Origin of the sequence: Pseudomonas oryzicola, from assembly GCF_014269185.2 — a bacterium.
GTDB classification, from domain to species: Bacteria; Pseudomonadota; Gammaproteobacteria; order Pseudomonadales; family Pseudomonadaceae; genus Aquipseudomonas; species Aquipseudomonas oryzicola.
On the sequence record NZ_JABWRZ020000001.1, the window covers coordinates 189,839 to 203,851 of the forward strand.

Here is a 14,013-nt window from a genome sequence, read left to right on the forward strand (position 1 = left end):
GCGCCGTAGAAACGGCAGGAACACGACATGGACAGTCGAAACCGGGACACAGCCACGACATGCGATAAAAATCACCCCATCACGCACCTGCACGACGAGCTGCAGCGTCAATTGTGTGATTTGAAAGACTTGAAATACGCCTACTACGCGGCTACTCAAAATCGCAATGTAGAGCCGATTATTATTTCAAATTACCCACCGAGCTGGGTCAAGAGCTATAAAGATAACAAGAGCTATCTGATTGACCCGATCATCAAACACGGGCTCAAGGAGATCGCCCCCTTCTCCTGGCACGAAGCACTTGCCAACAGCGGTCCCGAAGGCGTGGACTTCTTCAGGCGCGCCACCCGTTATCGAATTTGCTCGGGTAGCACATTCACCCTGCGCGATGCTTCCGGGACATTCTGTGCCTTGAGCGTGTGCGATGCGGGCTCGCAAATGGATTTTGACCGGCGTATGGCCAAGCAGCAAAGTCAGCTGCAAATGCTACTGATCAAATTTCATAGCTGGTTGATGACCTCTCGGACGACGGATCAGCTGTTTTCCAGCGCCGCCGATGGGCCGCTTTCTACTCGCGAATTGGGCGTGCTGCAATTGGTCATGCGCGGCAAGAGCTATCGCGAGATTGCCACGGACTGTGGAATTTCAGAGCGCACAGTGAAATTCCATATGTCGAACATTTCTGGAAAATTGCAGGTCGGCAACGCCAAGCAAGCCGTCTACGAGGCAAAGCGACAGGGCATCATCTGATCAGGCGATGTAGTTGCCGGATACATCATGCAACTGCAGGCTCAACGGCCACTGCTGGGTCTGCAGTGATGACAACGGTTGCTTACGCGCAATGCTTTCGAGCAGTCGCAGTCGGTTGGACGAGCTGATCGGCATGTCCAGCAAATGCACCGTCTCACCCGGCGATGCCTCGCCGCTGTCCAGAATCTGGTAGTGCCAGCCAGCCTGTCGAACGATGCGCGCCATGGCATCGCTGACCACGGTGACGATCGATTTCAGGCCGGTCAGCTCACCGTGGTCATGCATGCTGAAAAGCAACATTTCGGTCAATGGCAAGTGCGCCAGGCCCAGCTTGCGTGAGCGGGTCTTATCGACGAAGAAGCGGCTGGATTCAGCCATCAACGCCCTCTTGGGCGGTACGCAGCTGAAGAAATCGCGAAAGGGCCCTTCAACCATATAAGGGTGCAGTGTATTGATCAGGCGGAGGCCGGCCAACGGTATGCCTTGGCAAGTGCCTACCAGATAAGTGGTGTTCCAGTTGTCATACTCATCCAACTCAATACCATTTCTTACAGTGACCTTCCAGTTAAGGCGATCACAGAAGACATGCTTGCGTAAGCCGTATAACTCGGCAACCCAGGGATGCGGGTCACGACGGTATTCAATCTTGTGAAAGTCGATAGTTATCATGTTGGGCTGTTCCCTTGCCTCAGGTATGGCGGGCGCGCGGGCGTTGGTATACGGCATGCCCTTTGAAGTGCAACCTGCTGATTCTATCAACTGCCGGCGCTCAGCAACCTGTACTTAAGTTCATGCAGTTCGTCGTCGCTATATCGAGAAATACCCCGGCCTGTACCTAGATACAGTTGTTGCCATCGCAGAATTGGGCACACTTCCCCGGCCGTTGTGTGGACGCAAGTTTTCACAACTTCAACGACGCTATTTGCCAGGCGTACGGCTGCGGTGGGCATCGAAAAACATCGTACGTCCGTCTGTCGCCGGCACTTACCGCCTGCACTCAATGTCGCCCTTGTTCATACGAGGGTTGTCACGCCAGCACATCAATCAGGGAAGACCATGGAAAAGCCAGCCTCTCCAGCACCTCGCCGCGTCGTCGTTACTGGTTACGGTGCGATCTGCTCGCTCGGCCAGAACGCCGATGCCATCTGGGACGCGATGATGGATTACCAGATCGGCTATCGTCTGCACCGTTTTGATGACCCGACGATCCATGCGCGCTTCTTCGGTTTTATCGATGAATTTGGTCGCGAGGCCATGCGACCGTTCTCGAAGAAGATCTCCAAGATGTTGCCTCTGTTCGCCAAGTACAGCTTGGTGGCCGCCAACGAAGCATTGCACATGGCTTATGGCGACACACCACTGGATGACGTGGTCGCGCCCTTCGACCGTGGTGTCGTTCTCGGCACCGGTTGGGGAGGGCTGGACACGGCGAACTTCAACAACAACGAATACTGCCAACAGGGCATTTCCACCTCGTTCGCCACGGTCATGTCGATGTGCAATGCCGGGACGGCAGCCATCACCATGAACTGGAACATGCGGGGTGTGCAAAACAGCCCGGTGGCAGCCTGCGCTACTGGGACCATCGCCATTGGCGAAGCCTATGAAGCGATTCGTGCCGGTCGAGCGAAAATGATGATCGCCGGTGGCAGCGAATCGTTGAAAGAGCAGTTCAACGTCTGGTCGATCGACGTCATCCAGGCTTTGAGCAAAGAGCAGGAAAACCCGCGCCTGGCCTGCTGCCCGTTCAGCAAAGGGCGAAGCGGTTTCATCCTTTCCGAAGGTGCGGCGGTGCTGTGCCTTGAGGATTATGAGCTGGCCAAGGCTCGCGGCGCCAAGATCCTTGGCGAAATCACCGGCTACGCCAACTACTCGGACGCCTTCGACATGACGGCCCCGGCCGAGGACATGCAGGCGCGAGTGCGGGTGATTCAGGAAGTGTGCAGGCAAGCCAGTGTCGATGCGCCGCACATCGACTACATCAACTTGCATGGCACCTCCACACCGCTGAACGACGTCAATGAAGCCCGTTCCATCAAACTGGCGCTGGGTGACGCTGCCCATGGCATTCCGATGTCCAGCACCAAGTCGTACACCGGCCATCTGATTGGTGCAGCAGGTTCGATGGAAGCGATCTTCTGCCTCAAAGCCATGGCCCGTGGAACGATCCCGGCAACCATCCATCTTGATGAGGCCGATCCTGAGTGCGATCTGAACTTCGTACCTAACGAGCACTTGCACGGGCAGCGCCTGGAAAACGTGCTGAACCTGAGCTTTGGGTTCGGTGGCGCCAACGCCGGCATCATGCTGCGCAAGGTGCAATGATGATGCAGTGGCAATTTGGCCCTGAACAGATCGAAGCGTGGGCTGATCTTTCCGGCGACCGCAACCCTATTCATTTTGACCTGGAAGCAGCGCGACGCATGGACGCCGCGGATGTCGTGGTGCACGGCATGCTGGCGCTGCTGCCAATCAAACATCAAATGGGGCGTGCGGCCGACGGCCGCGATGACGACTGGCTACAGTTCAAGGCGCTACTGAAGGCGCCGGTTCTGCGCAACTGCCCAGTCGCGCTTTCAACCCGCCCCCGCAGTGCAAGCACTGCATTCACGCTGCGTTCCGAGAACAGTGACAGCGAGCATGTGCTCGGCCATGTCTCCCAAGTTCCGCCGCCAACGTGGGCGTCGAAATCCCCAGGCTTCGCACTTGACCGGGAATATGTCGAGGCTTGGCTTACCCAGTTTCGTGAAGGGTTGGGCAAGGGGCTGGATGACTGGGTGGCACTGGATGCGCTGATATTTTCCCACTTCATCCGCAACCATCTGGGTGTGATCTTCGAGCGCCTGTCCGGGCAATTTGCCCAACGTCAGGTTCCTGAGCGTATCGAGGACATCACCAATCACCTGGTCGTGCAGACCAGTCACCAGATCACGTTCTGCACGCAACTGCGTTCGTTGGGCAGTTTGCAGTCCGATATCCGCTGCGAGATCGACAACATTCTCTTGATTGAAACACCAGGCAAGGCCGTCGGCACCCTCGACCTGGGAGTTGTCGTCAGCGGCAGCCATGTAATGACCATAACCCTCGGCTTGATGATCAAGACCGTTCTCACCCCTACTGGAGCGAAACAATGACCACCGTTGACCAAGTATTCACCATCGTTCGTGATCTGATCCTGGACCTCAAGGATGTCGATGAAAGCGAAGTGACCCTCGATACCACCATTGAAGCCATGGAGTTCGACAGCCTGGACTTCGTCGAGATGCAGGTAGTCGTGCAGAAAAAGATCGGCGTGGCGATCAATCCGGATTCGTTCGTCACCCGCAAGATCGCCACTTTGCTCCAGCTCTGTGAATTCATCGTCGAGCTCAAGGAATCGACTGCCGTCGAGGCCTGATCCGCTGGGCCCAATTCATGGAGGAGCAGGAAATGTCTACGCTGACCAATAGTGTGCTCGCTATTTCCCCGGCGAGGGAGTCGAAGGTTCGCAAGTTAAGCGAAGTGTCGCATCACAAGACGATGGACCATGCGACCGTACTGCCATGGGACCAGGACATCAATCGAAGCCTTTACCCCAAGGATCCCGAGCATCTGTGGATCAATGGAACACGCTATTGCGAAGGCTTGACCGACGCCCAGAAGCTGGAACTGGCCTGGCTTGAGACGGGCCGTGACATTTCCATGTTCATCTGGCTCGAGCAGACCATTCCGCCGTTGTACATGGGCTACATCACGCAGTTCCATGACCGTATTTCGCCGGACCTGCAGGAATACCTGATGATCTTTTCCAAGGAAGAGATCGTTCATACCCTCACCTTCAAACGCTTCATGGCCAAGGCTGGCCTGCAGATCTGGAACCCACCGGTCGGGCTCTATGAATTGCTGACCCAGACACTGCCGAAAATGGAGCCGGCGGTTGGCGTGTTGTTCACGCTGTTGATCGAATGGGTTGCCGAAATGGGGGCCATGCACACCTCCCAGGGCGCTGCGGTCGAACCCATGACCCGTACCCTGTTCCGTGAACACCACTATGACGAGGCACGGCACATCGCCTTTGGTCGCTGGATCAGCGAGTCCTACTTCGAAACTGCCAGCGCTGAATCGATCGCCCAGGTTAAAGCCATGAGCCGGAAAATCATTCCGGCGTTGATCGACATGTTCACCTACAACCCTGAAATCGCATCGCACACTTCCTTCGAGTTTCCGATTGCAGTGGATGACAGGGCAAAAATCGAAGAGGTTTGGCGTTCACCGAACAATGCTCGACTGAACGATGCCCGATTCGCCGAAATTTACGCCTGGATCGACAAGTTGGGGCTGCGGCAATGAGTTCATCGACCTGGGACGCAATCTTCGTGGGTACCGGAATCACGAGCCTGGCCTGCGCGGCCATGTTGGTCAAGCGTGATCCCGGTGCGCGCGTCCTGATGCTCGACAAGCATATTGTGGTTGGGGGCTATGCCTCGACGTTCAGCCGCCCCAAGCAATCGGCGATTTTCGATTGCAGCCTGCACAAGCTCAGCGGCATGTCGGAAGGCGGCAACCTCATCCGCATCCTGCGGGACCTGGGCCTGGAGGATGAACTGAACCTGGTCTACCCCAACGACTATTTCTGCGCCTACCAGAACGGCACAGCGCTGCCGTTGGCTAACGATGCCGACCAGGTCGAACGGCAACTGATCGAAAGGTTCCCTCATCAGGCCGAGCCCTTGGTTACCTTTTTCACTCAAGTACGCACCTATGGCCGCAACGGCTACTACCAGTTCCAGATGCTCGATGGCAGTTTCGAGCCGGACATGGCGCAGTTGCGCTGGGCCCATCGTAACCTCAAGCACAAGACCGTGCGTGAAGCGTTGCATGAGTTGTTCGATGACCCGTACCTGATTGAGATCCTGGCAGCACCTGGCATTTATGTAGGCGGCTACTCGGAGGATCTGGGCTACCTGTACTACCTGCATGTGGTGTATGCCACGCTCAATCGCGGCAACGCCTACGTGGCAGGCTCGTCCCAGCGCTTGTCCGACCTGCTGGCCCAGCAGGTCGAACAGGCCGGGGGCAAGATCATGCTCAGCACGCCTGTAGAAGAGGTGACCACCGACAACAGCGGCAATGTCACGGGGGTACGTACCCGGGCCGGTGAGTTTCATGCATCACAGGTCTTCATCAATACCTCACCCCATTATGCTGTGGAGCACTTGTTCCAGGCGGATGTGGACCTGACGAGCACCCGAGAGAAACTGGCCGCGTTGAAGCCGGCACGCTCGACCACCACGGTGTACCTGACCACCGATCAAGCGCCCGAACAGCTGGGGCTGCGGCATAGCGAGTCGATGCTGTTTGCTGCGGACCCCGCGCTGGCAGCCGAGCTGCGCATCAACGCCGAGCGCAGTGGTTTTCAGCCAGAGCTTTGTGAACAGGCCTTCTGGGCAATGTCCCCGATCGAGGTCACCAACTATCACGCCCTGGCACCCCCTGGCGGCAGGGTCGTGTGTATCAACGTGCTCGATTCCATCGCGCATTGGCCTGCAAGGCGGACGGCGCAATATCGCGCGAAGAAGCAACGCGCGTGTGAGGTGCTGGTGGAACGGCTGCTGGTTCAGATTCCTGAACTGCGTGGTCACATTTTGCATACGGAAGTGGCAACCCCGCATACCTATGTGCGCTTCACCAACAACACTGATGGCTCTGGCTACGGGGCGATGGTGGGTACCGATCTCAAAGGGCATGTCTTCCATCACGGCTTTCCGGTGCAGGGCGTGCAGTTTCTCAGCGCTTGGGTAGCGGGCCCAAGTTATGAAGCCGCCTTTGGCTATGCCGAAATGAAGGCCAGGCAATGGAGACGGGCATGACAGCGCATGCACACTCGCCCAGCTGGTTTGGGATCGCCGTTTCCAAACTGTTCATCCGCGTGATGTTCAGGCAGGTACAAGGGTGGAAGCGTGACGTGCCCAGCCGGGCCGAGGGCTTCGTTGAAACGGCCAGCGACGGCAGCAAGCTGGAAGGGGCGGTATTACTGGCCAACCCAGCCAAAGCCAAGGGTGTTGTGCTGCTTTGCCATCCGTTCTTGAAATATGGCATGCATTACTTTTTCGAGAACGGGATCGATCAGGCCTTCCTGGATCAGGGCTACCACGTCGTTGCCTTCAACTTCAAAGGCTTTGGGCGCAGCACCATCGGTGGTCATGCGTTCGCCGATGACGTGTTGTCCATTGCGCGAAAGATTGCACGGGAGTACCCAGGCCTGCCGATTCACCTGGTGGGCTGCTCATTTGGTGGCTACCACCTGTCACATGCCTTGGCACGTGACGCCTCGCCCTTCACATCGGCAGTTCTGGACAGCGTGCCGGTCTCGGTTCGCAGCTATTTCACGCGTGGTCCGTTGCGCCTTGCCATGCGCTGGATCAGCGGAAGCCGTCTGGCAGTGCCTACCGGTACCTGTGCGATCGACCATTCCCTGAAGAGCGTGCACCACCTGCCAATCGCTTACTTCTACGGATTGAGTGACCGCTATATCCCCGAGGCGAGTGTGGCAAGGCTGAGCCTGGATTGCACATCCCTGCATGTGGTCGGCTTCGAAGCGTGTCGCCACCTGGAAAACCATAAGAAACACCGGGATCAGTATTTCCAGGAGATCTTCGCGTTCTTCGCCCGGGCAGAATCTCATAAACCCGTTGTAACAGCCTGACTCCGGGCTCTTTGACTTAAGGAAACAGAACATGGATGTCCAACAGCTTGGCAAAGGCAAGTGGATACTCATCAGCGGCGGTACCCGCGGTATAGGGCGCGCACTTGTGCAACAGCTCGCGCGCGAGGGTTATGAGGTCGCGTTCACCTATCAATCCTCTGCTGACGCGGCCCGCCAGCTCGAGCAGGAGGTAGCCGCCAACGGCGGCCGGGCGCATGGGCATGCCTGTGACGGTCGGGATTTCCAGTCGGTCAGTTCATTGTGCGAACAGTTGGTCAAAGATCTCGGTGGCCCCTATGGCTTGATCAACAACATGGGCGTGACTGGCGACCAGTTGCTGTTCAATCTCGACGTCGAGCGCTATCGCGACGTGGTTGCAACTAACCTCGACTCGGCGGTTTATTTCAGCAAGTCGTTGGCCCCGGCCATGGCTGGCGAACGGCGCGGCAAGATTTTGCACATGTCCTCCGTCAGTGGCGTCAAGGGGAACAAGGGCCAATTGGGTTATTCCGCGACCAAGGCCGCGATGATCGGTATCACCAAGACCATGGCGTTGGAACTGGCGCGCTTCAAGATCAATGTCAATGCCATCGCTCCCGGCTACATCGCTACGGACATGATCGATCAGATCCCCGATCACGTGCGCAAGTCGATCACCGACAACATCCCTCTCAAGCGTTTCGGTGAAGTGCATGAAGTGGCTGCATTGGCCAGCTTCCTGTTGTCACCGCAAGCCGATTACATCACTGGCCAGACCTTCCTGATCGACGGCGGCCTGACGGCCTGATTCGCCTTGCGCAATTTGCTGTGTGGTGATGCCTGGAGCATTCATGAGTCAATCATACGATACTGTCTTTGTAGGATCAGGGCTGGGCGCGCTCGCCAGCGCCAGCCTGATGGCCCAACGAGGCCAAAAGGTCCTGGTGGTGGAAAAGCACAATATTCCCGGTGGTTACGCGAGCAATTTTCGCCGTAAAGACTTCACGTTCGATGTGTCTCTGCATTCGTTCGATGGTGTCGTCCGCGGTGCGCATTCATTCAAGGTGATCGAGGCTTGCGGTGTCGCGGACAAGGTCGAGTTTCTCCATCACCCGACGCTCTATCGCTACCGTTCACCCGATATCGATATCACCGTCGGGCATCGCGACCTGGAAGGTTACAAACAGACCCTGTATCGCTGCTTCCCCGAAGAAGTCGACAACATCAATCGGTTGTTCGCCGAGTCCAAGCGCAACTACCAGGACCTATGCGGCTTCCTTTATTCACCCAAACCGTTCTGGATGCGATTTGTCGCTACTCCCTTCGCCTATCCCCGGGTTCTGCGCTATGGCCATGAAACGGTGGATAAGTACTTTTCCAGGTTCACCCGCAACGAACGCCTGAAGGAAGTACTGTCGGCTCAGTGGAGCTACTACGGGCTGCCGGCGAAAGACTTGGCATTCGGCTATTTCTCGTACCCCTTCATCGACTATCTGGAGAACGGCGGCTACTCGATCAAGGGCGGCTCGCAGGCGCTTTCCTCGGCATTGGTCGAGGTTATCGAGGCGCACGGCGGCCGTGTCGAACTGGAGTCGGGAGTCCAGCAGATAATGGTTGACCGAGGCAGGGTAACCGGCGTCGTCACGCGCAGATCGGGGCCGGTGAAGGCCCGCAATGTCGTGGCCAATGTTTCCCCGCATGCCGTGGTGGGTTTGGCAGGAAAACAGCACTTCCCCAGCAAATACCTCACTCGCTTGGACAAGCTGAAGTTCTCGGTATCCGGCTTCCAGGTGTACTTGGGCCTGGATTGCCCGCTGAGTGAACTGGGTGTCGGCCCTGAGGAATACATCCACTTCTTTTCACCCGGGAAAACGCAACGCACGCAGTTCGAACATATCCAGGCCGGCGAACTGCATCAGGACAACACCAGTTGGTCGATCAATTATTTCTCCAATGTCGATCCGTCCATGGTGCCGCCTGGAAAATCCAGCCTTGGCCTGTTCACGCTCACCGGCCCCGACGTCTGGCACTCGCTGGACAAACTCGCTTACCGCCGCAAGAAAGCCGCGCTGACCGATTTGTTGATCGCTAATGCCGAGCGCGTCATTCCAGGCCTGCGCGACCATATCGAAGTCTGTGAAGCAGGGTCACCGCGGACGATGACCAAGTTCACCCAGAACCCACAAGGTGCGATCTACGGCTTCGAGCAAACGCCTCAGCAGTCCGGGCTGTTTAACCGCTTTCCGCAGAAGTATCCGGTAAAGGGGCTCTACCAGGTCGGCGCATGGACGTTCCCTGGTGCGGGCTTCATCGGAACGATGTTGTCCGCCCGCTTGTTGGTTGACCGCTATTTCTAGGCGGTGATGTGCCCGTCAAATGCGACCTCGAGAGACTAATCATGACTTATGTAGTGACAGACAACTGCATTCAGTGCCGACACACCAGCTGTGTGGATATATGCCCTGCAGACGCGTTCCACCTGGGGCCGAACTTCATCGTGATCAATCCGGAGGCCTGCGTCGATTGTGGTCTCTGCCTGCCGGAATGCCCTGAAGAGGCGATTTTACCGGAGAACCGCCTGGGGGAAGGTAATCGGCACTTCCTGGCGTTGAATGCCGAGCTTGCACAACATTGGCCGGTCATTCTCCAGAGCATTCCACCCCTGGATGATCACCGGAAGTGGAGCCATCAGCCGAACAAACTTGCACACCTTGTGCGCGAAGCCGAAGCGGTCGATCCGACCCGCGACCACCATCTGCAGCACGCTTGAAGTGCACCTGGACGAATGCCCATGCAAAGCTATGACCGATTCAAGACGCTGGAGAGCGATACCTTCGACGTGATTGTCGTGGGTGCCGGCATTGGTGGGCTGACCGCAGCCGCTACCCTCGCCAACCGTGGCAAGCAGGTATTGGTGCTGGATATGCACTATGAAATGGGGGGCTGCGCCACGGTCTTTCATCGTAAGGGCAAGGATTACGAGTTCGATGTAGGTCTTCACTACATTGGCGACTGTGGCAAGGAAGGGTTGATCCCTCGTATTTTGCGCGGGGCCGGCATCGACGATGGTGAAATCAACTTTATCGAGCAGGATCCAGAAGGTTTCGAAACGCTTTGCTTCCCCGATTTTCAGTTTGCCGTGCCGCGCGGGTATGAGCGCTTCCGGGAAAGGCTCATCGAAGCGTTCCCCAAGGAAAAATCAGGCATCAACCGTTATTTCAAGATGCTGCAGCAAGTCTGGGACTTCATGGGCATCCACTCCCGGCCGCTCTCCGCGCTGTGGGTACTGCCACGCTCCTGGATGCTGATGCGCCATTCGAAATCGACGGTTGCCCAGTTTCTTGACACCTGCACACAGGATCAGCGACTGCGCGCCATCCTGACCGGGCAGCTCGGCGTTTACCATCAACCTCCCAGCAGGGCGACCATGGCTGGGCACGCTGCAGTGGTCAACCACTTCCTGCAAGGGTCATATTACCCGTCGGGAGGGGGCCAGATGTTCTCTGACAAACTCGGCGCGGTTGTCGAACGCAACGGAGGAAAGATCCTGCTGCGTTCCAAGGTCGAGCGTATCCTGGTCGAGAAGGGCCGCGCGGTAGGTGTCGAATTCAGTAACAAGCACTTGGGCAAACGTACGGTCAGGGCAGACGCGGTGATCTGCAACGCCGACATCAAACACACCTTGCTGGACTTGATCGGACGGGACCACCTCAAGGCCAAAACCGTCGGCAAGGCCGAGTGTTTCGAAATGTCGCCGGCTATGGGAGTGGTTTACCTGGGCATCGACATGGACCTGAAGGCGATGGGTCTTAAAAATACCAACTATCGCATCTATCCCGGTTGCGACTACGAGCGTGCCTACCGCGAGGTGTTCGCCGGACAATTCCCGGATGAGCCGCATCTGTTCATCGGTAATGCCACCATGAAGGACCCGGATAATCCGGCCATTGCCCCGCCTGGCATCTACAACCTGCAATTGATGTCGGCAGTTCCTTCGAACCCGGAAAGCTGGGGTGTTACGCAGGCCGAGGTAGCTGATGGCAGCTATCGGAACAACCCGGCTTACCTGGCAAAAAAGGAATGGTATGCCCGGCAATTGATTGCGCTGGCTGAACGCGTGATACCGGGGATGTCGGAGCATATCGTGTATCAGGAAGTCTCCACTCCGTTCTCGGTGACCCGTTTCATCGGTTCAGCCGGAGGAACATCTTATGGCTTGGCGTTCACGCCTGAGTACTTCCTGCATAATCGCCCGGGTACCAAGACCGAAATACGAAACCTGTTCTTGTGTGGTGCATCCACTCGCACCGGGCACGGGATATTTGGTGCTATGACGGGGGGTGTCGAAGCCGCTGCCGCTGTCGACGGCCGCAAGCTACGCTACCAGATCATGGATGTCGGCACGCGCGCCGAGGCCCAAGTGAGCGCTTGAGTCCACACAACGCCGGGCAGCAAGGCCGTAGACCATGAAGCAGCTGGCGCTGTGCACTCATCAAGGAGAGATGACATGTCGAATGACTACAACACCGCTTTGCTGCTGGCTGCTGGGCTTAGTCTGCTGGCGTCGATCATGCACCTGGGCATAATCCTGGTGGGGCCATCGTGGTATCGCTTGTTCGGCGCCGGCGAGCGTATCGTGCGTGCGGCCCAGGCCGGGCGCTGGTATCCGGCGCTAGTGACGGCGGCCATTGCCCTGGTTCTCGCTACCTGGGGCCTTTATGCCTTGTCGGGAGCCGGAGTGGTCGATCCATTGCCCCTGTTACGGCCGGCGCTGATCGCCATTACCGCGATCTACCTGTTACGCGGTGTACTTGGACCTTTTGCACTGGCTGGTACCGGGCGCAGTGGCCGTTTCATCGTGGTCAGCTCGGCAATATGCTTGTTGTATGGCCTTGTGCACCTGGTCGGGCTCATTCAAGTGTGGCAGTTGCTCAATTCCACTGGCTGATTACGGCTGGCGAGCGTAAATCGGCAAATGCATCAAAAGGGCGAACCTCACGGGTCGCCCTTTTTGCGCACAGCTTTTCGACGCCGTCAGATCTGCATGGCCATGCCGTCCACGTTCATCGCCGCCTGGCGCAAGGCCTCGGAGCGGGTCGGGTGAGGGTGGCAGGTGAGGGCGATGTCTTCCGCCGATGCCGAGAACTCCATGGCTACGCAGAATTCGCCAATCATCTCACTGACGCTTGGGCCCACCAGGTGCACACCTAATACTTCATCGGTATGGGCATCGGCGATGACCTTGGCGAAGCCTTCGGTCTCGTGATTGATCTTGGCACGGCTGTTGGCGGTGAAGGGGAACTTGCCGACCTTGTAGGCACGCCCTTCGGCCTTGAGTTGCTCTTCGGTCTTGCCCACGCTGGCCAGTTCCGGGCGCGTATAGATCACCCCAGGAATGAGGTTGTAGTTGACCTCGTGGGGTTTGCCGGCGATGCGTTCGATACAAGCCACCGCTTCGTCTTCGGCCTTGTGCGCCAGCATCGGGCCGGAGGTGACATCGCCAATCACCCAGATGCCCGGCACGGAGGTGCGGTGGTGTTCGTTGCCGAGCATGCCGCGCTTGTCGCTTGCCAGGCCCACGCTTTCCAGATTCAGCCCTTGGGTGTAAGGGCGGCGGCCGATGGCGACCAGTACATAGTCGGCTTGCAGCGTTTCAGCGTTGCCGCCTGCGGCTGGCTCCAGGGTCAGGCTGACCCCGTCGGTGCTGACGTTGGCCTGGGTCACCTTGCTGCCCAGCTTGAACGCCATGCCTTGCTTGGCCAATGCTTTCTGCAGGGCCTTGGCGGTTTCTTCATCGGTGCCCGGGCAGATACGGTCGAGGTATTCGATGACTGTGACCTGGCTGCCCAGGCGACGCCATACCGAACCGAGTTCGAGGCCGATCACGCCGGCACCGATGACGACCAGGTGCTTGGGTACCTGCGGCAGGGAAAGGGCGCCGGTCGAGTCGATGATGCGCTGGTTGTCGATGGCCACGCCTGGCAGCGGCGTAGGCTCCGAGCCAGTGGCAATGACGATGTCCTTGGCTTGCAGTGTGGTTTCACTGCCGTCCTCGGCCTTGACCACGACCTTGCCAACGCCATCCAGGCGTCCCCAGCCCTTGATCCAGTCGACCTTGTTCTTGCGGAACAGGTACTCGATGCCCTTGGTCAGGCCGGTCACGCTCTCATCCTTCTGTTTCATCATCTGGGCGAGGTTGAGGGAGGGTTTCACTTCGATACCGAGGTGGGCAAATTCGGCACCACTGGCAGCTTCGTAGAGCTCGGATGCGTGCAACAGCGCCTTGGAGGGCATGCAGCCCACATTCAGGCAGGTGCCACCGAGGGTCGAGCGGCCTTCCACGCAGGCTACGCTAAGGCCCAACTGGCCGGCGCGGATGGCTGCGTTGTAGCCACCAGGGCCACCGCCGATGATCACCACGTCATAGGATTTCATGGGTTCAACTCCAGGATGAGGAAGCACGAGAGGGGCACAAGGTTAAGCTGAGATGCATGGATTGTATACAATCTGTCGCCTGGATTAGATCAGCTGGTTTTCGACCATGGTCTGGTTTGAAGGAAACATCCCACGAATGAACTACTCTGATTCGGCGACGTTCG

14 protein-coding genes are annotated in these 14,013 nt (G+C 57.7%); 12 read left to right on the top strand and 2 right to left on the bottom strand.

Annotated elements, in window-relative coordinates; genetic code table 11:
- The first annotated feature begins 27 nt into the window (after positions 1 to 27).
- Complete coding sequence (locus tag HU760_RS00895; protein WP_186671711.1) at positions 28 to 750, top strand: helix-turn-helix transcriptional regulator; 723 nt, start codon at positions 28 to 30, stop codon at positions 748 to 750.
- On the opposite strand, the gene HU760_RS00900 is transcribed toward HU760_RS00895, so the two are convergent.
- Positions 751 to 1,476: an acyl-homoserine-lactone synthase gene (locus tag HU760_RS00900; RefSeq protein WP_367615763.1), complete on the bottom strand. Its 726-nt coding sequence runs from the start codon at positions 1,474 to 1,476 to the stop codon at positions 751 to 753.
- A gap of 216 nt (positions 1,477 to 1,692) precedes the next feature.
- Here HU760_RS00900 and HU760_RS00905 point away from each other — a divergent pair, with 216 nt between their 5' ends.
- The 11 genes from HU760_RS00905 to HU760_RS00955 all read left to right on the top strand — a co-directional run bounded on the left by HU760_RS00905 (position 1,693) and on the right by HU760_RS00955 (position 12,362).
- Positions 1,693 to 3,075, top strand: coding sequence for a beta-ketoacyl-[acyl-carrier-protein] synthase family protein (locus HU760_RS00905; RefSeq protein WP_367615764.1), 1,383 nt, complete (start codon positions 1,693 to 1,695; stop codon positions 3,073 to 3,075).
- Positions 3,075 to 3,884 carry a MaoC family dehydratase gene (locus HU760_RS00910; protein WP_186671715.1) on the top strand — a complete coding sequence of 270 codons (810 nt, stop codon included), beginning with the start codon at positions 3,075 to 3,077 and terminating at the stop codon, positions 3,882 to 3,884. Before HU760_RS00905 ends, HU760_RS00910 begins: the two co-directional genes overlap by 1 nt.
- On the top strand, positions 3,881 to 4,147 hold the full coding sequence (locus tag HU760_RS00915; RefSeq protein ID WP_186671716.1) for an acyl carrier protein: 267 nt from the start codon (positions 3,881 to 3,883) through the stop codon (positions 4,145 to 4,147). The genes HU760_RS00910 and HU760_RS00915 overlap by 4 nt, the downstream gene beginning before the upstream one ends.
- Before the next feature lie 32 nt (positions 4,148 to 4,179).
- On the top strand, positions 4,180 to 5,079 hold the full coding sequence (locus HU760_RS00920; RefSeq protein ID WP_186671718.1) for a diiron oxygenase: 900 nt from the start codon (positions 4,180 to 4,182) through the stop codon (positions 5,077 to 5,079).
- Entirely contained in the window at positions 4,992 to 6,599 is a 1,608-nt protein-coding gene (locus HU760_RS00925) for a phytoene desaturase family protein (RefSeq protein ID WP_186671720.1), read from the top strand. The genes HU760_RS00920 and HU760_RS00925 overlap by 88 nt, the downstream gene beginning before the upstream one ends.
- On the top strand, positions 6,596 to 7,435 hold the full coding sequence (locus tag HU760_RS00930; protein WP_186671722.1) for an alpha/beta hydrolase: 840 nt from the start codon (positions 6,596 to 6,598) through the stop codon (positions 7,433 to 7,435). Before HU760_RS00925 ends, HU760_RS00930 begins: the two co-directional genes overlap by 4 nt.
- Positions 7,436 to 7,466: 31 nt before the next feature.
- Positions 7,467 to 8,222: an SDR family NAD(P)-dependent oxidoreductase gene (locus HU760_RS00935; RefSeq protein ID WP_186671724.1), complete on the top strand. Its 756-nt coding sequence runs from the start codon at positions 7,467 to 7,469 to the stop codon at positions 8,220 to 8,222.
- A 43-nt stretch (positions 8,223 to 8,265) separates the two neighbouring features.
- Entirely contained in the window at positions 8,266 to 9,771 is a 1,506-nt protein-coding gene (locus HU760_RS00940; protein ID WP_186671726.1) for a phytoene desaturase family protein, read from the top strand.
- A gap of 41 nt (positions 9,772 to 9,812) precedes the next feature.
- Positions 9,813 to 10,184 (top strand): ferredoxin FdxA, encoded by a 372-nt coding sequence (fdxA, locus tag HU760_RS00945; protein ID WP_186671728.1) that lies wholly within the window; start codon positions 9,813 to 9,815, stop codon positions 10,182 to 10,184.
- Between the two features lie 21 nt (positions 10,185 to 10,205).
- On the top strand, positions 10,206 to 11,846 hold the full coding sequence (locus HU760_RS00950; RefSeq protein WP_186671730.1) for a phytoene desaturase family protein: 1,641 nt from the start codon (positions 10,206 to 10,208) through the stop codon (positions 11,844 to 11,846).
- Between the two features lie 75 nt (positions 11,847 to 11,921).
- Positions 11,922 to 12,362 carry a hypothetical protein gene (locus HU760_RS00955; protein ID WP_186671732.1) on the top strand — a complete coding sequence of 147 codons (441 nt, stop codon included), beginning with the start codon at positions 11,922 to 11,924 and terminating at the stop codon, positions 12,360 to 12,362.
- Positions 12,363 to 12,448: 86 nt separating this feature from the next.
- On the opposite strand, the gene lpdA is transcribed toward HU760_RS00955, so the two are convergent.
- Positions 12,449 to 13,849 (bottom strand): dihydrolipoyl dehydrogenase, encoded by a 1,401-nt coding sequence (gene lpdA / locus HU760_RS00960; RefSeq protein WP_186671733.1) that lies wholly within the window; start codon positions 13,847 to 13,849, stop codon positions 12,449 to 12,451.
- Between the last annotated feature and the right edge of the window lie 164 nt (positions 13,850 to 14,013).

Bases quoted from the DNA above. Each gene is read 5' to 3' on its own strand.
- HU760_RS00895 (WP_186671711.1), top strand. From the start codon at position 28: ATGGACAGTCGAAACCGGGACACAGCCACGACATGCGATAAAAATCAC.
- HU760_RS00900 (WP_367615763.1), bottom strand. From the start codon at position 1,476: ATGCCGTATACCAACGCCCGCGCGCCCGCCATACCTGAGGCAAGGGAA.
- HU760_RS00910 (WP_186671715.1), top strand. From the start codon at position 3,075: ATGATGCAGTGGCAATTTGGCCCTGAACAGATCGAAGCGTGGGCTGAT.
- HU760_RS00915 (WP_186671716.1), top strand. From the start codon at position 3,881: ATGACCACCGTTGACCAAGTATTCACCATCGTTCGTGATCTGATCCTG.
- HU760_RS00920 (WP_186671718.1), top strand. From the start codon at position 4,180: ATGTCTACGCTGACCAATAGTGTGCTCGCTATTTCCCCGGCGAGGGAG.
- HU760_RS00930 (WP_186671722.1), top strand. From the start codon at position 6,596: ATGACAGCGCATGCACACTCGCCCAGCTGGTTTGGGATCGCCGTTTCC.
- HU760_RS00935 (WP_186671724.1), top strand. From the start codon at position 7,467: ATGGATGTCCAACAGCTTGGCAAAGGCAAGTGGATACTCATCAGCGGC.
- HU760_RS00940 (WP_186671726.1), top strand. From the start codon at position 8,266: ATGAGTCAATCATACGATACTGTCTTTGTAGGATCAGGGCTGGGCGCG.
- fdxA (WP_186671728.1), top strand. From the start codon at position 9,813: ATGACTTATGTAGTGACAGACAACTGCATTCAGTGCCGACACACCAGC.
- HU760_RS00950 (WP_186671730.1), top strand. From the start codon at position 10,206: ATGCAAAGCTATGACCGATTCAAGACGCTGGAGAGCGATACCTTCGAC.
- HU760_RS00955 (WP_186671732.1), top strand. From the start codon at position 11,922: ATGTCGAATGACTACAACACCGCTTTGCTGCTGGCTGCTGGGCTTAGT.
- lpdA (WP_186671733.1), bottom strand. From the start codon at position 13,849: ATGAAATCCTATGACGTGGTGATCATCGGCGGTGGCCCTGGTGGCTAC.